The 21,842-nt window shown below is 54.4% G+C and carries 20 protein-coding genes; 12 read left to right on the top strand and 8 right to left on the bottom strand.

Annotation, left to right across the window (positions count from 1 at the left end; all coding sequences use genetic code 11):
- The first annotated feature begins 70 nt into the window (after positions 1-70).
- The 4 genes from GOW40_RS16405 to rplT all read left to right on the top strand — a co-directional run bounded on the left by GOW40_RS16405 (position 71) and on the right by rplT (position 2,835).
- Positions 71-508 (top strand): universal stress protein, encoded by a 438-nt coding sequence (locus tag GOW40_RS16405; protein ID WP_171100052.1) that lies wholly within the window; start codon positions 71-73, stop codon positions 506-508.
- A gap of 11 nt (positions 509-519) precedes the next feature.
- The gene (locus tag GOW40_RS16400) at positions 520-2,070 is read left to right on the top strand and encodes a sodium:alanine symporter family protein (protein ID WP_171131304.1); all 1,551 of its coding nucleotides are present in this window, start codon (positions 520-522) and stop codon (positions 2,068-2,070) included.
- A gap of 184 nt (positions 2,071-2,254) precedes the next feature.
- The gene (gene rpmI / locus GOW40_RS16395; RefSeq protein WP_039523697.1) at positions 2,255-2,455 is read left to right on the top strand and encodes a 50S ribosomal protein L35; all 201 of its coding nucleotides are present in this window, start codon (positions 2,255-2,257) and stop codon (positions 2,453-2,455) included.
- Between the two features lie 14 nt (positions 2,456-2,469).
- Positions 2,470-2,835, top strand: coding sequence for a 50S ribosomal protein L20 (gene rplT, locus GOW40_RS16390; protein WP_171131306.1), 366 nt, complete (start codon positions 2,470-2,472; stop codon positions 2,833-2,835).
- Between the two features lie 81 nt (positions 2,836-2,916).
- On the opposite strand, the gene glpD is transcribed toward rplT, so the two are convergent.
- Entirely contained in the window at positions 2,917-4,497 is a 1,581-nt protein-coding gene (gene glpD / locus GOW40_RS16385; protein ID WP_171131308.1) for a glycerol-3-phosphate dehydrogenase, read from the bottom strand.
- Between the two features lie 233 nt (positions 4,498-4,730).
- On the opposite strand from glpD, the gene GOW40_RS16380 reads away from it, so the two are divergent.
- Together GOW40_RS16380 and GOW40_RS16375 are read left to right on the top strand one after the other, a co-directional pair.
- A complete protein-coding gene (locus GOW40_RS16380) occupies positions 4,731-5,495 on the top strand; it encodes a DeoR/GlpR family DNA-binding transcription regulator (RefSeq protein WP_171131310.1) in 765 nt (254 codons plus the stop codon).
- 243 nt (positions 5,496-5,738) lie between these two features.
- On the top strand, positions 5,739-7,295 hold the full coding sequence (locus GOW40_RS16375) for an NAD(P)/FAD-dependent oxidoreductase (protein WP_171131312.1): 1,557 nt from the start codon (positions 5,739-5,741) through the stop codon (positions 7,293-7,295).
- 52 nt (positions 7,296-7,347) lie between these two features.
- On the opposite strand, the gene GOW40_RS16370 is transcribed toward GOW40_RS16375, so the two are convergent.
- Positions 7,348-8,664, bottom strand: coding sequence for an MFS transporter (locus GOW40_RS16370; RefSeq protein ID WP_371731857.1), 1,317 nt, complete (start codon positions 8,662-8,664; stop codon positions 7,348-7,350).
- A gap of 289 nt (positions 8,665-8,953) precedes the next feature.
- Here GOW40_RS16370 and GOW40_RS16365 point away from each other — a divergent pair, with 289 nt between their 5' ends.
- Positions 8,954-10,231 carry an adenylate/guanylate cyclase domain-containing protein gene (locus GOW40_RS16365; protein WP_171231088.1) on the top strand — a complete coding sequence of 426 codons (1,278 nt, stop codon included), beginning with the start codon at positions 8,954-8,956 and terminating at the stop codon, positions 10,229-10,231.
- Between the two features lie 86 nt (positions 10,232-10,317).
- Positions 10,318-10,662 (top strand): AraC family transcriptional regulator, encoded by a 345-nt coding sequence (locus GOW40_RS16360; RefSeq protein ID WP_254444472.1) that lies wholly within the window; start codon positions 10,318-10,320, stop codon positions 10,660-10,662.
- A 367-nt stretch (positions 10,663-11,029) separates the two neighbouring features.
- On the opposite strand, the gene GOW40_RS16355 is transcribed toward GOW40_RS16360, so the two are convergent.
- The 6 genes from GOW40_RS16355 to GOW40_RS16330 all read right to left on the bottom strand — a co-directional run bounded on the left by GOW40_RS16355 (position 11,030) and on the right by GOW40_RS16330 (position 18,262).
- A complete protein-coding gene (locus GOW40_RS16355; RefSeq protein ID WP_171131318.1) occupies positions 11,030-12,049 on the bottom strand; it encodes a glutathione S-transferase C-terminal domain-containing protein in 1,020 nt (339 codons plus the stop codon).
- A 10-nt stretch (positions 12,050-12,059) separates the two neighbouring features.
- Entirely contained in the window at positions 12,060-12,626 is a 567-nt protein-coding gene (locus GOW40_RS16350) for a hemerythrin domain-containing protein (protein ID WP_171131320.1), read from the bottom strand.
- A 382-nt stretch (positions 12,627-13,008) separates the two neighbouring features.
- Positions 13,009-13,812 (bottom strand): DUF1194 domain-containing protein, encoded by an 804-nt coding sequence (locus GOW40_RS16345; protein ID WP_171131322.1) that lies wholly within the window; start codon positions 13,810-13,812, stop codon positions 13,009-13,011.
- A gap of 600 nt (positions 13,813-14,412) precedes the next feature.
- Positions 14,413-15,312, bottom strand: coding sequence for a DUF2950 family protein (locus GOW40_RS16340; RefSeq protein ID WP_171131324.1), 900 nt, complete (start codon positions 15,310-15,312; stop codon positions 14,413-14,415).
- Positions 15,313-15,315: 3 nt separating this feature from the next.
- Positions 15,316-16,605, bottom strand: a complete 1,290-nt coding sequence (locus GOW40_RS16335; RefSeq protein WP_171100078.1) for a DUF3300 domain-containing protein — start codon at positions 16,603-16,605, stop codon at positions 15,316-15,318.
- A 910-nt stretch (positions 16,606-17,515) separates the two neighbouring features.
- Positions 17,516-18,262, bottom strand: coding sequence for a GntR family transcriptional regulator (locus GOW40_RS16330; RefSeq protein WP_254444470.1), 747 nt, complete (start codon positions 18,260-18,262; stop codon positions 17,516-17,518).
- Positions 18,263-18,505: 243 nt separating this feature from the next.
- On the opposite strand from GOW40_RS16330, the gene GOW40_RS16325 reads away from it, so the two are divergent.
- From GOW40_RS16325 to GOW40_RS16310, 4 genes are all read left to right on the top strand, one after another.
- Positions 18,506-19,480: a TRAP transporter substrate-binding protein gene (locus tag GOW40_RS16325; RefSeq protein ID WP_171100081.1), complete on the top strand. Its 975-nt coding sequence runs from the start codon at positions 18,506-18,508 to the stop codon at positions 19,478-19,480.
- Positions 19,481-19,556: 76 nt separating this feature from the next.
- The gene (locus GOW40_RS16320) at positions 19,557-20,090 is read left to right on the top strand and encodes a TRAP transporter small permease (RefSeq protein ID WP_171131326.1); all 534 of its coding nucleotides are present in this window, start codon (positions 19,557-19,559) and stop codon (positions 20,088-20,090) included.
- Between the two features lie 2 nt (positions 20,091-20,092).
- Positions 20,093-21,379: a TRAP transporter large permease gene (locus GOW40_RS16315; protein ID WP_171100084.1), complete on the top strand. Its 1,287-nt coding sequence runs from the start codon at positions 20,093-20,095 to the stop codon at positions 21,377-21,379.
- Positions 21,380-21,398: 19 nt separating this feature from the next.
- Positions 21,399-21,824 (top strand): heme-binding protein, encoded by a 426-nt coding sequence (locus GOW40_RS16310; protein ID WP_171100086.1) that lies wholly within the window; start codon positions 21,399-21,401, stop codon positions 21,822-21,824.
- Positions 21,825-21,842 lie beyond the last annotated feature (18 nt).

Below are 21,842 nucleotides of genomic sequence, written 5' to 3'. Positions count from 1 at the left end.
TTAGTTCCAGAATCCGGCTGCTCGGCCGGGGGCACGGGCCCCGGAAAAACAAACAAAAAAGGAAGTCGAGATGACAACAAAAATTGTCATAGGGTTGGACGGGACACCATCCGGAGAACGCGCGATCGCCTTTGCCAAAGATCTGGCAGAGCGTATCGGAACTTGCGAGCTTCTGGTGGCCTACGTGATCGAATGGTCCCCATTTACATTTCAGACACCAGAGGAGAACGCACAGCGTCACAAACGGCGTGAAGAAGAGATTGAACTGGCCACTACGCGGGTGATTACACCAGCAGTAGACGCTTTGGGCGCCGCAGGTTTCACCGCCCGCGGCATCGTGCGCCACGGTGACGTTGCAGAAACGCTGAACAAAATCACTGTCGAAAACGGCGCATCTCAGATCGTTGTTGGTCGCGCATCCGCAGATGGGATCAAAAAACGCCTGTTTGGCAGTTCGACCCAGTATCTGGTGATGCACGCAGATGTTCCAGTAACAGTCGTCAATTGATGGGGGCGAATATGAACTTTATCAACAAAATCGGCGTCTTGCTGGCGATGATCTTCACGGCCAGCGCCGCCGCTGCGCAAGACGCACCAGGGCTGGACGAACGTATCAACCAGGCTTTTGCCGACTTCACCGGGCCATTTGTCAGCTTCATTTTCGCACCGTTCCCAGGGACAGGGTTCCCATGGATCGTGGGATGGCTGGTGATTGCGGCGACAGTGTTCACGCTGTATTTCGCGTTCGTGCAGCTGCGGTTCTTCAGCCATGCGATCAGCCTTGTGAAAGGCGACTACTCGGATCCCAATGACGCCGGTGAAGTCAGCCACTTTCAGGCGCTGGCCACTGCGCTTTCGGGTACAGTGGGTCTTGGCAACATCGCTGGTGTGGCAGTTGCTGTTGGTATCGGCGGGCCGGGGGCCACATTCTGGATGATCGTCGCAGGCCTTTTGGGCATGGCGTCGAAATTCACCGAATGTACGCTGGGCGTGAAATACCGCAATGAATACGAAGATGGCACCGTCTCGGGCGGCCCGATGTATTACATGTCCAAAGGGTTCAACGAGCTTGGTCTGCCGGGCGGCAAGATCCTGGCGGTCCTCTTCTCGATCTTCTGTATCCTGGGCGCTTTGGGCGGGGGCAACATGTTCCAGGCCAATCAGGCCCATGCTCAGATCGCAGGGATTACCGGGGATTACCCGGGCTGGATCACAGGCTTGGTCTTTGCGGGTATCGTCTTTGCGGTGATCGTCGGTGGCTTGAAATCCATCGCGCGCGTCACCGAGAAAGTCGTGCCGTTCATGGGCGTGATGTATGTGCTGGCCGCGCTGGTTATCATCATCATACATGCAGATCAGATCGGCTGGGCCTTTGGTCAGATATTCGCCGGGGCCTTCACCGGGCTGGGCGTTGCTGGCGGCATGGTTGGCGCGCTGATCCAGGGCTTCCGCCGGGCTGCATTCTCGAACGAGGCTGGCGTTGGCTCTGCGGCCATCGCGCACTCGGCTGTGCGGACCAAAGAACCGATCACCGAAGGCTTTGTCTCGCTGCTGGAACCGTTCATCGACACTGTGGTGATCTGTACCATGACTGCGCTGGTGATCATCATCACCCAACAGCTGATCATCGACCCAGAAACCGGCAAATACATGCTGAACGAAGCAGGTACCGCAATCGCGACTGTAGACGGCAATTCGGGCGTCAGCCTGACTTCGGCCGCCTTCGCAAGCGCCTTTAGCTGGTTCCCCTATGTTCTGGCCATCGCCGTGGTTCTGTTTGCCTTCTCGACCATGATCAGTTGGTCCTATTACGGCCTCAAGGCCTGGACCTATCTGTTCGGCGAAGGACAGACCACCGAGTTGGTCTTCAAGGTCATCTTCTGCGTCTTCGTGGTGATCGGTGCGGCGGCCAATCTTGGCCCGGTTATTGACTTCTCGGATGCGGCGATCTTTGCCATGGCGGTTGTGAACGTCTTTGCGCTCTACTTCCTGATGAAAGTGGTGCGGCAAGAGCTGGCCTCCTATGCTGAACGCCTGAAAAGCGGTGAGATCCGCAAGTTCGGCCACTAAGCCAAATCACCGGGGCGGCACTTGTCGCCCTGGTGCCAGGGCCACCCTGCGAAAAACGCAGATTCTGGTCGCTCCCCCCTTGCCAGCTTGATCAAACTTGCGTAAACGGCGCCTCTGATCGCGTGACCGGCCGAGATGGCATGCCGAGTCGCGTTTGGAACCGAACCCGGAAAAGGAGACGGAAATGCCTAAGATGAAGACGAAATCGAGCGCCAAGAAGCGCTTTAAGGTGACTGCGACCGGTAAGGTCATGTCGGCCCAGGCCGGCAAGCGTCACGGCATGATCAAGCGGACCAAGAAATTCATCCGCGACGCCCGTGGCACCACCACCCTGTCCGCCCCCGACGCCAAGATCGTCAAGGGCTACATGCCCTACGACCGCTAAGAGGAGATACCGATATGTCCCGCGTTAAAGGTGGAACCGTAACTCACGCCCGTCACAAGAAGATCATCAAAGCCGCTAAAGGCTATTATGGTCGCCGCAAGAACACGTTCAAAGTTGCGTCTCAGGCCGTCGACAAGGCGAACCAGTATGCAACCCGTGACCGCAAGAACCGTAAGCGCAACTTCCGCGCACTGTGGATCCAGCGGATCAACGCAGCTGTACGTTCGCATGACGAGGCTCTGACATATTCCCGCTTCATCAACGGCCTGAACCTGGCCGGTATCGAAGTGGACCGCAAAGTTCTGGCTGATCTGGCCGTGCACGAACCGGAAGCGTTCGGCGCGATCGTCGCCAAAGCTCAGGCTGCTCTGGCCGCCTGATCTTCTTTCGAGAGACAGTGAAAGAAAGGCCGTTCCTTCGGGAACGGCCTTTTTCCTTGCGACTGAGCGAAATAGTGAAAGCTAGGCTTTGCGTTGCTCAGCCATCCAGGTCTCAAGATCTGCAATCTGCTCTTCGCTCAGCCGCAAGCCCAGCTTGTTGCGCCGCCAGACGATATCCTCTGCGTGGCGCGCATATTCCTTGGCCATCAGCCAGTTGACCTCTGCCTCGGTCAATGTCGCGCCAAAGTCGCGCCCCAGATCCTCAGCCGACTTGGCGTCGCCCAGCACGGCCTGTGCCTCGGTGCCATAGGCTCGGATCAGGCGACCGGCCCAATAGTCGCTGAGGAACGGATAATCCGTCTTCAGCTGCGCGGTCAGATTGGAAACGCCATCCACCGGAAAATCCCCACCGGGCAAAGCCATACCCGCCGTCCAAGGGCCACTGACGTTTGGCAAATGCTCGGCGATATGCTCCAGCGCGCTTTCGGCAAGGCGACGATAGGTCGTGATCTTGCCGCCAAAAATATTCAGCATCGGCGCGCCTGTGCTGGTATCCACCTTCAGCGTATAATCGCGCGTCGCCGCGGTGGCGCTGCTGGCCCCGTCGTCATAAAGAGGACGAACACCGGAATAGGTCCAGACCACGTCATCTTGCGTCAGGTCCTGCTTGAAATATTGGTTGGCAAAGCTCAGCAGATAATCCCGCTCTTCCGGGGTGCATGTCGGTTTGACAGAGGGGTCGCTGTGTTCGGCGTCGGTGGTTCCGATCAGCGTGAAATCTGTCTCGTACGGGATCGCGAAAATGATGCGCCCGTCAGTGCCCTGCAGGAAGTAGCACTTGTCATGGTCAAACAGACGCTTGGTCACAATGTGGCTGCCCCGCACCAGCCGAACCCCTTCGCGTGAGTTGACGCGCACTTTGGTCTGGATAATATCGCCGACCCAGGGCCCACCGCCATTCACCAACATGCGCGCATGGTGCGTTTGTGTCTGCCCGGTTTCGGTATCGCGCGTTTCGATGCGCCAAATACCGTCTTCGCTTTCCGCCGACAACACCTGTGTTCCGACCAGAATACGCGCTCCACGGGCTTCGGCATCGCGTGCGTTCAAAACAACCAAGCGGCTGTCTTCGACCCAGCAATCGGAATACTCATAAGCCTTTTCAAAGCGATCCTCTAAGGACACGCCCTCTGGCCCAGATCTCAGATCAACGGTTTTGGTACCTGGCAGCACCTCGCGCCCGCCCAGATTGTCATACATGAACAAACCCAAACGGATCAGCCAGGCTGGTCTGCGCCCCTTCATCCACGGCATCACTTTGTTGAGCAGTTTGGACGTCGGCGTATCCGACTCGAACCGCATATCCTTATGGTAAGGCAGCACAAATCGCATCGGCCAGCTGATATGCGGCATCGCTTTCAGCAACACTTCCCGCTCGATCAGCGCCTCACGGACAAGGCGAAACTCAAAATACTCAAGATACCGCAAACCGCCATGGAACAGCTTGGTCGAAGCAGACGAGGTCGCAGAAGCCAAATCGTTCATCTCGGCCAGTGTCACGCTCAGGCCACGCCCTGCCGCATCACGCGCGATGCCGCACCCATTAATGCCGCCACCTATGATGAAAAGGTCCGAAACTTCGATGCTTTCCGAATGTGCCACCTTTGTCTCCTTTTCGGCGCGCTTGCACGCCTTTAACTGCGGTTTTCGTTCTTTTGCAAGAATTGTTTTTCGATATTTTTCGTTTCTGGTCTTTTTGGGTGAAATTTCGCCAAACCGCGTAACTTTTCGCGCGGTATTTTGGAAAACCGAAAGAACTTGGTTGCCTTTTTCGGCGTATCCAGCAAATTTGAGCACGTAGGCTTGTTTCCGAGTTTCGTCGTGAAAGACACCAAATGACCCAGACTTTTCGCCATCCCGAAATCCTCGACATCGCACGACGAGACGGAAAGGTAACAGTCGAAGGTCTGGCGTCCCACTTCGGCGTAACGCTTCAAACGATCCGCCGCGACTTGACGGATTTGGCGGAAGCTGGCCGCCTTGAACGCGTTCATGGCGGCGCGGTCCTAAGTTCTGGAACGACAAACATAGGTTACGAGGAACGTCGCGCGCTGCATCGTGACTCCAAGCGCGCCATCGCACGCGCCTGCGCTGCCGAGATCCCAAATAACGCATCGCTGTTTTTGAACATCGGGACCTCTACCGAAGCTGTCGCAGAGGAGCTGCGGTATCATCAGAACCTTTTGGTTGTGACAAACAATATGAACGTCGCGAACATACTGGCCGACAGCCCAGGCTGCGAAATCATCGTGACCGGGGGTACTCTGCGTCGGTCAGACGGCGGTCTTGTCGGAAACCTTGCGGCTGAAACAATCCGACAATTCAAGTTTGATCTGGCCGTTATCGGCTGCTCGGCTTTGGACCACGAAGGCGACCTGTTGGATTTTGACATTCAGGAAGTCAGTGTCAGCCAAACCATCTTGCGGCAATCCCGTTCGACCTTTCTGGTGGTTGACCAAACAAAGCTGTCCCGAAGCGCTCCGGCGCGCATTGCATCGCTTGCCGATATTGATGTCGTCTTTACAGATCACGCATTCCCTCAAGACCTGTCGCAATCTTGCGAAACCTGGGGCACCAAGCTGGTTATCGCAACCGCCTAAATACCGGCCAAAGCACAAGACAATGCTGCGTTTTAACTTTTTAAAGCGGGCTTCCGGAACGCTCAGTTTGATATGAGACACCTTTTGGTTTGAGCGTCAGAGGGTCAGTCCAAGCTGACTACCGCAACTAAGCTTTGCAAAGCCCGATAAAACGACCAAACTGGCCCCCAAGAATAAGCCAATCTGACTTTTCCATATGCCCGAACATACGGCACTTTGTTCTTTGCAGCCCGAGAAACCACGATGCCGACACGCCGAACCTTTCTAAATCAAGCTGGCGCCGCTACTGCGTTTGCCTTCGCGGCACCGGCAGTTCGGGCGCAGACCGGGACAACGGACCTGGACATCGCAATTGTGGGCGGCGGGGTGGCTGGGCTGTTTTGTGCAATGCGATTGAGCGAAGCACCCAACACAAGAGTAGGCGTTTTTGAAGCGACCGATCGGATAGGAGGACGCCTCCTTTCGCTGCATTTCCCCAACTTGACCTCTCAAACCGCGGAAATCGGTGGTATGCGTTTGCGCCGCACAGACAAACACGCGCTCAAAATCGTTGATGAAATGATCGGGCGCGAGAAACTACAGGACTTTGCCTACTCGATCACGGGCTATTACCTGCGCGGGCAGCACTTCTCAAAGCTTTCTGAAGTCACGTCCGTTCCTTACGGGTTGTCTGATCGGGAACGCGCAGTCATCGCGCGTGGAGATGACCTTCTGACGTACGTGATTGACGACTTAAACAAGAGAGCGAGCGAAGGCACTCTGTCTCTGAAGGACACGGGGTTGTGGGAACTCTTGCTTCAACAGCGTAGTCGCGAGACCTATGATTTCGTGCGCGACGTGCTGGGTTACAACTCTCCTTTGTCCAATTGGGACAGCAAAACAGCAATCAGTTGGTTTGAACGCGACTTCGCGTACAAAACCAAGTACTTCAAACTGGATCATGGTCTCGAACAAATCCCCAAAGCTCTTGCCAGAGCCTACGTGTCGAACGGGGGGAAGGTTCAACTTGGACATAAACTGGTTAACCTCAGGCGGCTGCCTGATGCGGGTTTTGATCTGACCTTTCAGACGGAAGCCGGGCAAACGAACCTGTCGGCCGCTCGGGTGATCCTGGCAATTCCGCCAAATGCCTTTCCATCCTTGATCAATACCGAAGTGTTTTCTGGTGACACCCGTTTTGCACGCGCCGTGAAGAGTGTTCACAAAGTGCCATTGGCCAAGGTGCATCTTGCGTTTGATCAGGATTGGTGGACGCCCCGAAACCTTTCTGTCGGGCGCGTCATCACGGATTTGCCGGCAAGACAGATTTATCGCTGGGGTGTAGACGACCTGTCAGGCCATGCTTTGTTGATGGCGAGCTATCACGATGGTGAGATGATCGAGTATTGGGAGGCCTTGTCCCAAGGGTCGACTTTCGGTGCACCCGATTGGATTGATCGGGCAACCGGACCTGACGGAGACCCCATTGCGCCATCAATGCGCCAACTTCTGCCAGCGTCCGACCGGCTTGTGAAAGAGGTTTGGAGCCAGGTCCGCAAATCCCATAATTTGAGTGATGACTTGCCCAATCCTGTTGCCGCCACCTACCAGAACTGGGGGCGCGAACCCTGGGGTGCTGCCTATCACCTGTGGGGAATTGGGGCGGATCCGAAAGAGATCATCGGCTACATGCAAGAGCCCGTTCCGGGCATGCACATTTGCAATGAAGCGTGGTCTGTCTCTCAGGGTTGGACAAATGGGGCCATGCAATCGGCCGACAGCTTGCTTGTCACGAAATTCAAAATGGACCCGTTTGTATAGGTCAGCTTAATCGGCTTTTGAGGTCAAAGAGTTGTTCGGTAGCAGCTCAGGGTTAAGCAGTCTGTTTCCAGGAGTCCCGCGCATCAATCGCGAAGTATGAGTAGATGAGAACCATCAGTGACGCGAATGCAGCCAGCCAAAATACCGCCGCATGTGACGACGTCACCGCCAGCGCTGTGCTAGACAACGCCATGCCGACGGTCCCCCCAATCAATTGGCTTGAAAGTACAATCCCGCCCGCCTGTCCCTGCATATTCGGAGGGACCGACATTGTGACAGCACGCTGAGACGGTACAAACATCAGCGAAACGGCGGCACCAAACAAAACAAACCCAACGAAAACAACGGCCGTTGTCTTAAGCATCATTCCAACTGCGACCAGACCGAGACCGACAGTGATGGACACCAATCCAACAAGTGCAGGCCAGCGGGTACCGCGCTCGTCAGATAACTTGCCGGCAATTGGCGCAAAAAAGGTTGTCGGTATGACAGCTGGCAGCAAAGCCAATCCGGCCCAGAATGGCCCCCAGTCTTCAACCGTTTGCAGGTACATCGACCCAAAAACAAAGGTGGCAATCTTTCCATATTGGGCGACACCGACAATTAGGTTCGAGGCTGTGAAGGTCGGATTTTGGAAAAGAGCCACCGCGACCAATGGATCTCTGCGCCGGTTCTCAACAAATACGAATACCGCAAGCGCGAGAACGCCAGTGATCAGGGCAGCGCGCACATTGCCTTGTTGCCATCCAACGTCAGGCCCCTGCATTATTCCGAAGACCAAAAGCGAAAGCCCGAATACCAACAGAACCATACCTGTCAAATCGAAACGCTCTTTGATGTGTCTTGGAGGATCGCGCCATAACCGCCAAACCACAAAGGCGACGCATATAACGACCACTGGATTGATCCAGAAGATCCACCGCCAGGAGAGACCGGAAGTAAGCGCACCGCCGACCAAGGGGCCGGCTGCCAGGAAACATGTTCCGATCGCTCCATAGATACCCAAAGCTTTGCCGCGCTCGGCCCCATCAAATGACAAGGCTATCAATGTCAGAGACAACGGAAAGATTGCGGCGGCGCCAACGCCCTGAATGCCACGCGCTATAAGCAGTGTTAGCCCGTTTGGAGCAAATCCTGAAACAACTGAAGCCACTCCAAAAACAAAAAGCCCTGCGGTCAACAGCGCCCTAATTCCGACTATGTCCCCAATTCGACCCGTAGCCGCTGCCAAACAGGCCAATGTCAGAAGATAGATATTGACCACCCAATGAGCAGATATCTCTGAAAGTCCCAGTTCTTGGCGTATTGTTGGAAGCGCGACGCCAACCGCAGTTTCGTCCAACAAAATCACCCCGAGAATTGCGCCCATCGCACCCAGAAGCCACCAACGATCAGTGTTGCCAGTTCCCAATCCAAATCGCTCCTACAAAACTCTGCGCGACGCGCCGGTCGGTCCAGAGTAATCATAATACATGTTGAAGGAGTTGGGTCGCAAATCACTTACCCACCATTCACTGTTGGCGCGCATTCGTTGGAAAAGCGGATTCACCGACTGCGAGGTAGAGCTGCCTCGCTTGACGCCCGCTCTGCAATTTTCTGGTCTCGCAAGCCCGGTGTGATATCCATGTTGAAATGTGATCAGGAACTGAGGGCAAGTTGTGCCGGACTCACAGGATAGCGTCTATAGACAAAACCTTCGAGCCGAACTTGCGCGCGCGCATGACCGCGAGGCCGCGACGCGCGAAATCCTGACTGTGATCAGCCAAAGCCGCGACGATGAGACGCCAGTTTTTCAGACAATCGTAGAAAACGCCGCACGGTTGTGTAGTGCTCCGATGACCTTTGTGGTTTTGATCAATGAGGACCATACCGAGTGGAAAATAGCTGCTGCCACGGGGGAAGCAACTAATATGATGAAAGTCGGCAACGTCTTTCAAGTCGGCCGAGAATTCGCACCTTACAAAAGCGTCAAAACACGCCGGATCGTCGAAGAACCTGACATACGTGAGACGGAGTTCTACAAATCCAGGCATGTGGATGCGATAAAATTGGTGGACGCCGATGGTATCCTGTCGCGTGTGTTCGTCCCGCTTATTTCGCAGGGTAAATCTCTTGGCAATCTGGTTCTGTTGCGACGAGAGGTCGGCAAATTCGCACCTGACGACCTGCTTTTGGTCGAGAACTTCGCCACCGAAGCCGTCATCGCCATCGAAAACGCGCGACAATTTAGAGCCTTGGAAAAGCTGAATGCAGAACTTGGAGACCGCGTTGAGAAACAGGTGGGCGAAATTGAGCGAATGGGCCGACTTAAACGCTTCCTTCCCACCGCTGTCGCCGACACGGTGATCTCTTCAGGCTCTGAGACCATGCTGAAGAGCCATCGCGCGCTTTTGGGCGTTATTTTCTGTGACATTCGTGGGTTCACGGCGTTTTGCGAAACTGCGGAACCTGAAGAAACCATCGAGGTGCTGCAGACCTATCACGAGGAAATGGGGAAGTTGATCAACGCGCATGGTGCAGGCGTCGACCACCGCATGGGCGACGGGATCATGGTGCTGTTCAACGACCCGTTGCCCTGTGACGACCCTGCCGGGGATGCGGTTCGGCTCGCGGTTGCGATGCGGGCGAAAATGGTTGAGTTGTCTCAGCGATGGAAACGACTTGGTCACAGGCTTGGGTTTGGCGTGGGCGTATCGCTCGGATATGCAACCGTAGGCATGGTCGGTTACGAAGATCGATCAGACCACACCGCCTCGGGCACCGCGATCAATGTGGCGGCACGACTCTGCGATATGGCCGAGGACGGCGAGATATTACTCAGCACCCGCGCGGCGATCGCTGTGGAAAACGAATTCAAGTCAGTCTCAGCAGGAGAGGTCAAGCTAAAGGGTATCCGCGAACCGGTTGAGGTTTTTCGAATGGTTCAGGGAACTTAGGGTAATGCAACGGGCATGGGGGAAAGCGATACTGATGGCTGCTTTGGGCTCAATTGCGGATCCTGAAGCAATCGCAGCATCAATTGATGAGCCCGCCCGAGCCCGAGCATAGGTTCGGCCCAGAAACGAGTGCGCTGGTGCAGGGTGAAATCACCTCGCGTCTGTCTTTTAGTGCGCCCACGCAAGATGAAATCGCGAATACGCTGGGCATGAGCGTCAGTACACTTGGACGCAAACTTGCCAAAGAACGCACAAGCTATAAGCAGCTTCTAAAGGACATTCGCGCAAGGCTGGCCGAACAGTATCTTGATGACCCCAAACTGAGCCTGTCTGAAATTGCATTCGCGCTCGGTTACTCCGATCAGGCCGCATTTACAAACGCCTACAAAAGCTGGACGGGCCATTCTCCGGGCAGCGTTCGAACAGTTTAGGTGCCTTTAAGTTGAAGCGCCTTTTTTTAGGCGACCATCACGAGAACCAAGCGCGTTTCCTTCGCTGGGCATAACTCATGGCCGCAGGTTTGGCCGAAATTGACTTGGATGCCGACAACAGAGAATTTCAAGCCACTTGCTTCTGGGCCGAGATTGACACCGTTCAGATCGCCACGCCGGATCGTGCGTTTAGTCAGTTCGCAAACGGGACCGTGGTTGTTCTCTATTGCGCTTCACGGGCTGCCCAAACCGACCATTCGCAACAAAGATATGCAGGTTTCGAAACGCAAAGAAAAAATGCTCTCGTACTCCGAAATAGAAACGTTTGATTTCGAAACTAGGCCTCCCAATAACACCTTGACGAGGTCTACAGTGTTGCGAGTTCAGGATGCAGATAGGCCTCAGGGTACGACATTGGCTTGAGTGGACCATTGGGCACCACGCAGTTCCAACTGCGACCGAAATAACCCTGGCGGCAGTGTACAAGAGACCCTGCTTCGGTAATTCCGGGCAACGCGTATACACGGCATAGCCACCGCCACAAGTATGGGTAATCCAGGATTCGGGCACCATTAAGTTTCATTCGCACATAGTAGACGGGATCGTGACGATAGAGAGTTGGGAACAGGCGAAGATCTGCTTCTGAAAAGTGGTTGCCTGTCAAATACGGCCTGCCATCTGAGAGATGCTCCTCCAAATATTCGAGTGCCTCGAAATAGGCTTCAAAAGCTGTTTTATAGATCGTTTGATCAGACGAAAACCCGGCCTTGTAGGCACCATTGTTAATCGCTGTATATATCCGTTCGTTCAGGTCGTGAATTTGATGACGCGGCACTTCGTCTGGGTAAAGCCTAACGCGTTCAGCCGCCGGGATTGTGCTGCCAAGTGAATCCGCCGCAGCGTCCAGCATTCGGACAATTTCAGCGCTTTCGTTGTTAACAATGCGCCCTTGTATCTTGTCATACAGGATTGGAAGGGATTGCTCTTCAGAGCCTTCGGCACGATAGATCTCTTTGGCAAGGCGAAATCCTTTGCCGGTGCCGGTCTCGCTCGTGCATTCTGGCAAAGTCTCACCTGTGAGCGATGCAATCCGATCAGGTGCAAACTCCCATAGGTTTGGCGCCTCTAGATCGTCGTCACCGGTTCGGTTTGGAAATGCAACGTCCATGGTGATGCTGTTTTGAAGGCCTAACACATTTCGCGCCAGCGTCACTCTGTGACACCACGGGCAATTCAGGGCTACGAACAGGTGATAGCGATCAGGTTCTGCCGGAAACACTGGATCGCCAATGGCGTGGCGAAAGCCGCTAATACCGCGCACGAATTCACCCCGTGCGCGGCGCTTGTTGATATCAGTTTGGTCTTCTTCGGTAGATGCATCCGTCATGACTTCAGCATCATCCTCTGAGCCGGTGATGCAAGATGATTGGCACGGCCAATTCCTCTTCATCGCTGAGATGCCGTTTCAGGAACGCTTCAATCGTATCGCTCGTCGCATGGAGCTGTCCTGCTTCGTCGTAAGCTTGCGTCTCATCAAGTGCGGACAGCTTGATCACACGGTTCGCGATCCGGGTAAAGTCACTCAGCACCTTATCCAGATCGGAGTGATCCTGCTCCAGCAACTCAAGCCCCGCATCAAAACGAGGGTCCGCAGCCGACAATTCAGGGAAATAGCTGTGGTCTTCCCAACCGTGATGACCATGCAGGTTCCCAACCAGATTGCCGCCATAGTAGGAAAGCCGTCCTGCATAGTCGTCAAACCCCATGTCGCTGTTCAACAGCTTCTCTGTATCCAATCGAATACGTTCTGCGACGCGGCGGAACATCTCATGCGCACCGAGCCAATGCTCGGTTTTTTCTTTGAAACCCGGATGGGCTTCCCAGCTGTCGCGGGGGTATTGGTCCAAGAGAAACCGCATTTCTTGAGGCATGTCATCTTGGCGAATGGTATATGTATCGAGCATCGGTTGTCTCCTTTCAGGCCAAAGATGGGAGGTCGGGCAACTGCTCGCCACTAGCGAGAACGCACAGTCACTATGCGTCAGCGAACCCCCGCAAATCCGATACCGTACAAACCGGCTATCGCGCGGTTCAAGGTTTTGACGTCGTGTCGGATGAACCCGGACAAGCCGTCACGGGAGAAAAAACGGTAGGGGCGCTGGATCGGCCCAAAACTTGCGACACGCATCGCTCAAGAGCGCGGACAGTACTGCTAGCGCAGCGCATGTGCGGTAGTTTAGCCGCCTAAAAACAAACTTTGTGATGGGATCGCCTTTGCTGTCTCGCTCGCTCCGAGCCGCAGATTTCAAAGAACGCGCATGCAATTCGGTGTCAAAGTTTCCACCTTTAGGGCTCGCTCCAGATTTGCCGGTTCCGTTCCCAAATTTTCTCACCTATCAGGCAATCATAAGTATCGGTCGAATTGAATTGCGCAAATCTGAAGTATTCGAGCACGGTCGTCGACGCGATCTCCAGCACCAGTTTTCGGCGGACGGCCTCTGCGAAGTCCTGCCAGTCAAGAACCGGAATGACAAAAGAACCTGGCCCGCCCGTCACGCAATTCTCGTAGTACACATCGAGGTCGTCGAGATGCCATTGGCTGCCCAAACCTTCTTGGGTCATGAGCGGCAATCCGTTTATGGTGATCGACTTTGACAGCACTGTTTCACGGGCTCGAAGTACCGGGCGCCCCTGATTGTTAGGCCCGTCGCCTGAAACATCGATCACCTTGCGCAGACCTTCGAATTCGTTCTCTTCGATCATCGCCGCACCAAAGATCAGCGCTTCAGAAATTGAAGTTCTGCGCAGAGCGGGATCGAAACGCGTGGTAAGAGCCAGCGCGAAGCCTTCAAGATCAGCGCGCGTTTCCACAAGTCGCCAATCAACGACCACTTCTTGCGTGCCGGCCCACTCGACATATGTCAAAGCTATCCTTTGCAACAGGCCCGACCGAACAGCCGCGAAGACCTCGTCAGACTGCAAGGCTGCCGCATAGCCCTGTCTCTGAATCTCGAGTTCCCGCTCGGTCATCGACCGAGAGACGTCGACGAGAAGAACAAGCTCTAGATCAACCTCCGTCGCCTGTGAAACGGCAGGCGCGGCTAAGAGAAAAGCGGACGCGAAAATGGTCAGGAATATCTTTCGTAGCATCCCTTAACGGGTGGTGCGCTGGGCGCTCGAGTCAAGCCACAAACGCATGATGATGTGGTTGATGAGAAAAAGCGGCAAAGCTTAGGGCGGACGTCTGCCATACCAAACATCAAGGCCAATCACGGAAAACAACGTTTTCAGTCGCATAGATCCGATAAACTGTCCATCGACGCTTGCGCAGCCTCTACGCTTTCACAGGACACCACGACAGCCCATTTGCCGTCCGCGAAGGCCACTAAACTGTTCGTTTTCGCTCGCCTCTATGCGGCCATCCGCGTTTGCAGCCACAATCAGTGCGCGCACAAATCAACGACGATTTCTTCCTACTCGAACGATGCGTGGTTTACTCCCGATCAGGCCGCCCAAAACTCCCCCCCTGACGCTGGCGTTCGGGAAGCTGAGCCGCCGTAGGGCGCACCGCGACCCGAAACGCTCCCTCCCGATGCGCCGCCTGACCGGGACATCACACCCCATACACCCTGTGCAATCGCGATACCAACTGCAGCCCCCGCAAGTGTCTTGACCGAACTCATTGTCATGAATTCTCTGAAAGCTTCGCGAATAATCTCATATTTCGAATGCTTAATTCGGCGAGCAAGTTTAGTTCACCGGATGCCAGTCTTCTGACGGATCAAAGCTTGTCATGGCTGCCGCCTTTTCCAACGTGTCCTCACCCAAAACGGCTTCGTAGACGATACCGTTTTCCGAAACCATAAAGCTGTGTACCCCCGTCTCTCCGAACTCTGCCGGGACGGCCAGAAGGGCGTGACCTGCTACCATGTGCCCATTGACGAAATAGTCCATAGCACCGCCGGGTGCCGCATCTGTCTGTTCTGTTAAGATGCGAAAATAGTATCCCGAATAGGGCTCGGGCGGGTGATCGTTTTCACCGTCACTGTACCCAAAGGCCGAGGCGCGCGCAAAAAGCTCTCCCAAAAGCGTGCCTTCATCTGCCCAGAACAATCCATCTCGTTGATCCGCAGAGGTTGAGATGATCTGGCTCGCAAATTCCCTGACCCCGTCACCGTCCTGATCCTGCGCCCGGAAATCGGCCTGAACTTCGACATAGGCCTCCATCAATTCGATCACGTCCAGCTCATTGCGGCCAATTTCGCGCAGGCGTACTTCTTCGCGACCTGCGTCGTTGTCAAACGACCATGACGTGTCCGTCTTTGCGATGGGGACTGGGAAAAGCCACCCTTCCTCGCCAAGCGCGATCAGGACAGAGCCATCGTCTTGCGGTACAAGCCGATACCCTTCTCTGTAAAGCGACAGCAGGGCCAATTTGTTGATCTTGTCCTCGATCGGGTCTCCATCTGAAAGATAGTCCGCAGCTTCCGACCCAAAGACGGCTAAAACGGCACCCTCTTCCGGGCTTTTTAGCGCCGCAACCATCGCCTCAAGCGCCTCTTGCGGAGAGCCATACGCAGCAGGGTCCGCTTTAGCCGGACCGCAGAAAAGCGCGGCGATTACAGCTGTTTTGAATAGAATCCGTGTCATCTCTTATCCCCTCCGCTTGGCTTTTTTACCGCTGGCCTTACCCCGTTGCGAAGCTTTGCGTGCCTTTTGCCCGCTGGATTTCTTCTGGGTCGCCTTGGGCTTTTTTACCGCCTTGGGTTTAGAGGCCTTGTTGACGGGGGACTTGGCCGCCGAAGGTTTCTTAACTGCTGGTTTTTTGGCCGGATCTTTCACCGCTTTGCTTGGCGTCGGCCTGTTTACCTTGGGCTTGCCTCCATCCTTCATGGTTTTTCGAACTGCTTCGGTTTTGGCTTGTGAACCAGGTCGCGAAATATCCGGCGCTCCAGATGTCTGGGACAGCTTGCTCCGTAACGCGTCCGCGTTGCTGTCACTTTTATTTATCGGCAGCTTGGTTTTGCCACCATCGTCTTTTCTGGAACTAATCTTGTCCCGCGCCTGATCTTTCTTTCTATCATCCGGCGTCCAGCCTGTATTGGAGCGATTGATGTTCCCATTGCCGATATTGTTTCCGCTCCCGATATTGACGTCTCTGTCGATATTCACGTTGCGATCAACGTCCAGATCAATATTTGGGTTTCGGTAAATCGGGCCTCCTCCCCATCCACCGCAATTCCGGCATCCCCAGTAATCATTCCAATCGTCATCATCATCGAAAATGGCGTCAATCACGGCAAAGGTTCCGAACGCTACTGCACCGGTGACGATAGCATCGCCTACAAGGTTGCTATTGTTGTCTGCGTAAACGACCTGAGGGTCGTACTGCGGGACATAGACAACTTCGGGATCGGCGGGTTGAATAATGACATCTTCGTCCTGCGTGACTTCTACGACCTGTTCGTCTCCGGAAACCAGAGCCCCATTGTTGATCGCCTGGGTTCGCATCGTCTGGACGGCAGCCATCACGTCGTCGCTTTGGGCAAGCATCGCGTCGCCCATCGTCTCAGTCCATTCGATGTGAGCAGCCATATCCTCAATCACTTCGGGGAAAGCGACGGCCAGAACCTCTACGCTTTCGTCCCATTCTTCAGCCTCAACAGCAGCTTGGATGATCTCAGGCTCTTCACCGTCAAGACTGGTAAGCAATCGATCGCTTTTGATCACCTCCATCGGGCTGGTCGCTGCAACAAGGATCTGAATCAAAAGCGTATCGGGAAACAAGGCAATTGGGGCGACAAGATTTTCCAGCTCGGCCTGAGTCAGAAGGTCGTCGTCTGAGACTGGGTCAACAGTACCCTCCTGTTCAGTTTGTGCCCCCGCAAGTGTTGGTGCAAAAACCAAAACCGCGGGTATTATCCAACGAAATATACGGACCACAATCTCCCCCTTACAATGCCAACTATCCGAGGCGCTATTCATCACGAGCGCACCGGGAAAACTTATCCCGATATTCGAATTCACTTATTTCTTGCATGTTGTCGCGGGAGGAACGGCTGTGTAAAGAGCCTTTGATCCAAACGGCCATTTTCGATGGGTATTGGAGGCTTAAGCCGGTGCGAAAACCCTTGTGGGAAGATTATCTACATAGTCGAAAGCCGTGCCCTGTTCTACAGCGACCAGATCTGTCCAAGACCGAAAAAAGCTCAAGCGCCGGAACCTCAGTTCAAAGAATCACATATGGCCGGTTGCCGTTGGTGTGAATGTAGAGATCGGCCCTTACTGTGTAAGATAAATCTCGACTGCCTCAGACAACAACACAGAGGTGGCAGAAGTCTCGTTCAGAACAACTGGTGTCGCCTCGCGCCCGTAATGGGGTTTGCCAACTAAATTAAGAAATGTTGGTGTTTTCTGATGGCGCGACCCACAAGGCTGGAAGTTTAGATGCGTTCGCACATTCAGATCGATCCTTTAAATTGGTTGACAATTCAGTCACGTTGGAGGCCGTGCCCTGCGGAAGCTCACAAACACAGAGACTACCGAAGGGACTGCTCGCATTGTTCTGGTGTAATCGGCAAGCGGTTGGTGGAACTAGGCCTGAATGATAACGGTGAGCCTTTACCTAAGTCCGAGCGCTCAGCATGCGGCGCGAAGACTCGAGCTGGCGGTCAATGTCAGGCCCGAGTGGTACCAGGTATCCGGCGGATTCAGTTGATTCGAGTGGCTCGAATGACGGCAAAGCGGACAAAGCAGTCGTAGGCCATGTCGCTATAATTGGCAGGCAAAGTACGACAAGATACTGCGTTGCATCTGCCAAAGGGCGTGGTGTCAGTGAACCCTCAAAAACCAATCATTCGAAAAAGTTCGGATGAGTCTCATGAATAAACTCAATCGTTTCATCTAGTCGCGACAGATGCGCCCGGATCGCGGCCTGCGCTGCGTCAAGATCTCTCGATGCTAAGCTCTCAGCGATCGCGCGATGGTCTGCCAAAATCGACGTGGCTTCGCTGGATTTTTCGAGGCTCAAGAGGCAGAGTCGATCCACCTTTTGTTTGCATTCAAGCATGACTTCGAAGGCCGTAGGATTACCGCTGAGAACGTAAATCAACTTGTGAAAATCATAGTCCAGCGCGTGGAATGTCGTCAGATCACCACTCTCGATAGCCTGTTCCTGCAAGCGTATGTTGTAGGCCAATTGAGCTTGGCATGATGCATCCCAAACGCCGACCGCGCGGTAAACGATCTCCAATTCAACGGCCAGGCGCACCAATCTGGCGAGTTCCACCCTCTCCATCGAAAATCCGCGGACTTCGGTTGCTTTTTGCGGCCTGATCAACAACAGATCGTCATTGCCAAGTCGTGTGAACGCATTCCTGACGGGTTGACGCGAGACGCCAAATCGGCGCGCGACTTCGGACTCCGACAGCTTTGTACCGGGAAGAATTTCAAGCGAGATTATTTCGTCATGCAGTTTTTCATAAACCGCATCAGTTGTGGTTCGTCTGACTATATCTTCCACGAATTCTATCTCGCTTCCCAATGGCATCGGCAAGTTGAGGCCCGCCATAACACCTCTAAACACTTGAAACTGTTCCAATATAGACCTTCTTTCAAAGAGCCCAAATCGGAACTGATCTTTACCCCTATGAAAAGTCTTAAGAGGCGCTGTGTCAAGCTATCTGGGATACTAGGTGACAAGTATTGACAAAACTTGGATACTAGTACTCGATATAGGGACAGTGATTCCGGCTCTGGGAGGAAGCAGGAGGCCATGCTTCTACCGACCTCCCTAACTTTGAAAAGCCAGGTCCTGTCCAAAATTCAACGGGGAGGAGAACCCATGACTTTTACGAAATCGCTATTTGCAGCTGCCAGCGCGGTTGCTCTCATCGCAACTTCTGCGTCCGCCGAGAGCTGGCGTGCCTGGAACATTCACAACGACGGCCACCCGAACACCGCGGCCATGGATAAATTCGCTGAGCTGGTCGATACGGCCACGGATGGCGAGATCACTATTGACGTCTTCCATGGCGGTGTTCTGGGGTCGCAACCCGATGCGTTGGAGCAAGTGCGCATCGGTGCCATCGAGGTAGGCAACTTTAACCTTGGGCCCATTGGACCCATGGTTAAAGAGGCGAACCTGGTGTCCTTGCCGTTTATCTTCAAGAGCGTGCCGCACATGTTCCGTGTCATGGAAGGTGAAGCGGGTCAAACCGTTGCAGCCGCGATGGGCGAAGCGGGCGTGCTACCTCTTGCCTGGTTTGATGCGGGCGCGCGTTCGTTCTACAGCCAGAAGCCGATCAACACACCGACAGATGTTGAAGGCTTGAAGATCCGTGTGATGAACAATGATCTTTATACATCGATGATTTCGGCCATGGGCGGCAACCCGTCACCAATGGCATTTGCCGAAGTTCAGCAAGCGTTGAAGACCGGTGTTGTGGACGGTGCTGAAAACAACTTCCCCTCGTTCAAGAACGTTGGCCACTACGAAGTGACCACTCACTATTCGCTGTCCGAGCACCTTATCATTCCCGAGTGCATTTGCGTGAACACCTCTAAATTTAACGCTTTGAGCCCTGAAATGCAGTCGGCCGTCCGCAGTGCTGCGCAAGAAGCAGCACTTGTTCAGCGCGAACTCTGGGCTATCGGCTCCGAGCAGGCGCGCAAGGACGTGGAAGCCGCCGGGATCGCCGTAAACGAAATCGCTGACAAAGCGCCGTTCCAAGCGGCAATGGATACGGTCTATGCCGATTACCTGGCGGCAAACCCCGACATGCAGGCCTTGGTCGATATGGCGAAAGCCACCGAATAAGCTCGTCTGATCAGACAAAAACGAGCGTCCGGCTCCCAGAATGGTAGCCGGGCGTTTTATCCAAAAAGGGGGGCACATGAACGAGTACAAAAAAGCACCGGCGTTTTTGCGACCAATGGACAGAGCCTTCGATTTTCTTTCGCGAGCTTGTGTTTTAATCGCGGGGATCGCTCTTGTTTGCATGACCGCGATATTCGCATGGCTGGTCTTTGGACGTTATGTGCTGAACAACACGCCCACGTGGGTCGAGCAAGTCTCGCTACTTCTGGTCATGGTTATTGCGTTTTTGGGTGCAGCCGCCGGGGTGCATAATCACACGCACCTTTCTGTGGTGATTTTTCGCAACATCGTCCCGACGCCGGTGCGCACGCTCTGTGTCATAGTATCGGACGTTCTGATGGCCGGGTTTGGTGCAATGATGTTCTGGTACGGGATCGAGTTGACCAAGTTCAAATGGAACACACTCATACCCTTGATCCAGTGGTCGGAAGGTCTGCGCTCACTGCCGTTAACGATTTGCGGCGCGCTTTTATTTCTCTTTTCCGTTGGTCACCTCATCCGCCTAGTTCTCGGCAGGGATGAGCGCCAAGACAACATAGATCAGGGCTAATCATGGGACTGATGCTTCTTCTTGGGGTCTTTGCCCTTTGCGTCATAATCGGTACACCGGTAGCCTTTGCCCTGGGCATCTCGGCTTTGGCGGCGTTCTGGTACGAAGGCCTGCCGCTTTTTGTCGGGTTTCAAAGGATCGTTTCGGGGGTCAACGTCTTTTCGCTGATGGCGATCCCGTTCTTCATCTTCGCGGGCGAGCTTATGTTTCATGGCGGGATCGCCATGCGATTGGTCAAATTCGCGCAGGCAGCGGTTGGTGCTGTGCGTGGAGGTCTGGGGATCGTCAATGTGTTCTCGTCCATGCTGTTTGGTGGGATCTCTGGATCGGCCATCGCGGACATCTCGGCACTTGGATCAATCCTTGTCCCGGTAATGAAAGACAAAGGGTATGATGCTGACTACGCGGTCAACGTCACGGTGACCTCCTCCATCGCCGGGATCATCATTCCACCCAGCCACAACATGATTATCTTTGCACTGGCTACTGGTGGCGCGGTGTCGATCTCTAAGCTTTTTCTGGCGGGTGTGGTGCCAGGCGTGCTGATGTGCTGCTGCCTTGCGATTGCAGCCTATGTTGTGGCGGTTAAACGCGGCTATCAGGCCGAGCAATTTCCCGGCTGGACAGCACTGGCCATTGCCTTTGTCGGTTCGATCCCCGGATTGCTGACGGCGGTGATCATCGTTGGCGGGGTTTTGTCTGGAGTTTTTACCGTGACCGAGTCCGGTGCCTTTGGGGCAATGTATGCCTTCATCGTGACACTTATCGTCTATCGCAGTCTTAGCTGGGAGGGGTTCAAGGAGGCTGTGATATCTTCAGTGCGCACAACTTCGATGGTCATGATCCTGATCGCTTGTGCGGGTGCATTCGCCTACATGCTGACCTACAACCGCGTGCCCACCAAGACGGTCGAATTCCTGCTGGGTATAACCGAAAATCCGATCCTCATCCTGCTCATGATCAATGCAGTTTTGCTGCTTCTTGGAATGATCATGGATATGGCAGCGCTGATCCTGATCTGCACACCGATCTTTCTGCCGGTTATGAACATGTTGGGGATCGATCCGGTGCAATTTGGCATGATCCTGTTGGTCAACCTCGGCCTGGGCCTGTGCACGCCGCCTGTGGGCACCTGCCTTTTTGTAGGTTGCGCTGTTGGTAAGCTACCAATGGAGAAAGCCGTAAGAACGATATGGCCGTTTTACCTCGCAATCTTTGCAGCGCTCATGCTGATCACCTTCATACCGGCGATTTCCCTGACGTTGCCAAACCTAATAATCTCCCAATGATCAGCGGAACGTGCAGCACATGTTGACGATTAAGAGACTGGATATCACCGATGCTGAGAGGCTGATCGCAGGCGCACGCGCCAAAGCACGTCAGATCGGTGTGCCGATGTGCATCGCGGTGACCGATGAAAGCGGCAATCTAATCGCTTTTGAGCGTATGGACGGTGGCAAGATTACCAGCATTCAACTGGCCATCGACAAAAGTTTTACCGCGACTGGGATCCGGAAAGGCACAGATGTCTTGGGAGAAGTAAATCAGCCTGGCATGCCTGCGCACGGAATCTCCTCCGCTCTGGGCGGGCGCATGGTTGCTGTTGCGGGCGGCTTGCCGGTCATGTCAGGCGGCGTTGTCGTTGGCGGCATCGGCGTGAGTTCCGGATCGCCCGCGCAGGATCTCGAGGTGGCGCAAGCGGGCGCAGATGCATTCGATAACACGCCCACATGAAAGCATGGAGTAACGACA

It is taken from the genome of Ruegeria sp. HKCCA6707, assembly GCF_013033515.1.
Taxonomy (GTDB): Bacteria; Pseudomonadota; Alphaproteobacteria; order Rhodobacterales; family Rhodobacteraceae; genus Ruegeria.
This window is presented reverse-complemented; position numbering and strand designations above follow the sequence as displayed.

Bases quoted from the DNA above. Each gene is read 5' to 3' on its own strand.
- GOW40_RS16405 (WP_171100052.1), top strand. From the start codon at position 71: ATGACAACAAAAATTGTCATAGGGTTGGACGGGACACCATCCGGAGAA.
- GOW40_RS16400 (WP_171131304.1), top strand. From the start codon at position 520: ATGAACTTTATCAACAAAATCGGCGTCTTGCTGGCGATGATCTTCACG.
- rpmI (WP_039523697.1), top strand. From the start codon at position 2,255: ATGCCTAAGATGAAGACGAAATCGAGCGCCAAGAAGCGCTTTAAGGTG.
- rplT (WP_171131306.1), top strand. From the start codon at position 2,470: ATGTCCCGCGTTAAAGGTGGAACCGTAACTCACGCCCGTCACAAGAAG.
- GOW40_RS16380 (WP_171131310.1), top strand. From the start codon at position 4,731: ATGACCCAGACTTTTCGCCATCCCGAAATCCTCGACATCGCACGACGA.
- GOW40_RS16375 (WP_171131312.1), top strand. From the start codon at position 5,739: ATGCCGACACGCCGAACCTTTCTAAATCAAGCTGGCGCCGCTACTGCG.
- GOW40_RS16370 (WP_371731857.1), bottom strand. From the start codon at position 8,664: ATGGGCGCAATTCTCGGGGTGATTTTGTTGGACGAAACTGCGGTTGGC.
- GOW40_RS16360 (WP_254444472.1), top strand. From the start codon at position 10,318: ATGAGCCCGCCCGAGCCCGAGCATAGGTTCGGCCCAGAAACGAGTGCG.
- GOW40_RS16355 (WP_171131318.1), bottom strand. From the start codon at position 12,049: ATGACGGATGCATCTACCGAAGAAGACCAAACTGATATCAACAAGCGC.
- GOW40_RS16350 (WP_171131320.1), bottom strand. From the start codon at position 12,626: ATGCTCGATACATATACCATTCGCCAAGATGACATGCCTCAAGAAATG.
- GOW40_RS16345 (WP_171131322.1), bottom strand. From the start codon at position 13,812: ATGCTACGAAAGATATTCCTGACCATTTTCGCGTCCGCTTTTCTCTTA.
- GOW40_RS16340 (WP_171131324.1), bottom strand. From the start codon at position 15,312: ATGACACGGATTCTATTCAAAACAGCTGTAATCGCCGCGCTTTTCTGC.
- GOW40_RS16325 (WP_171100081.1), top strand. From the start codon at position 18,506: ATGACTTTTACGAAATCGCTATTTGCAGCTGCCAGCGCGGTTGCTCTC.
- GOW40_RS16320 (WP_171131326.1), top strand. From the start codon at position 19,557: ATGAACGAGTACAAAAAAGCACCGGCGTTTTTGCGACCAATGGACAGA.
- GOW40_RS16315 (WP_171100084.1), top strand. From the start codon at position 20,093: ATGGGACTGATGCTTCTTCTTGGGGTCTTTGCCCTTTGCGTCATAATC.
- GOW40_RS16310 (WP_171100086.1), top strand. From the start codon at position 21,399: ATGTTGACGATTAAGAGACTGGATATCACCGATGCTGAGAGGCTGATC.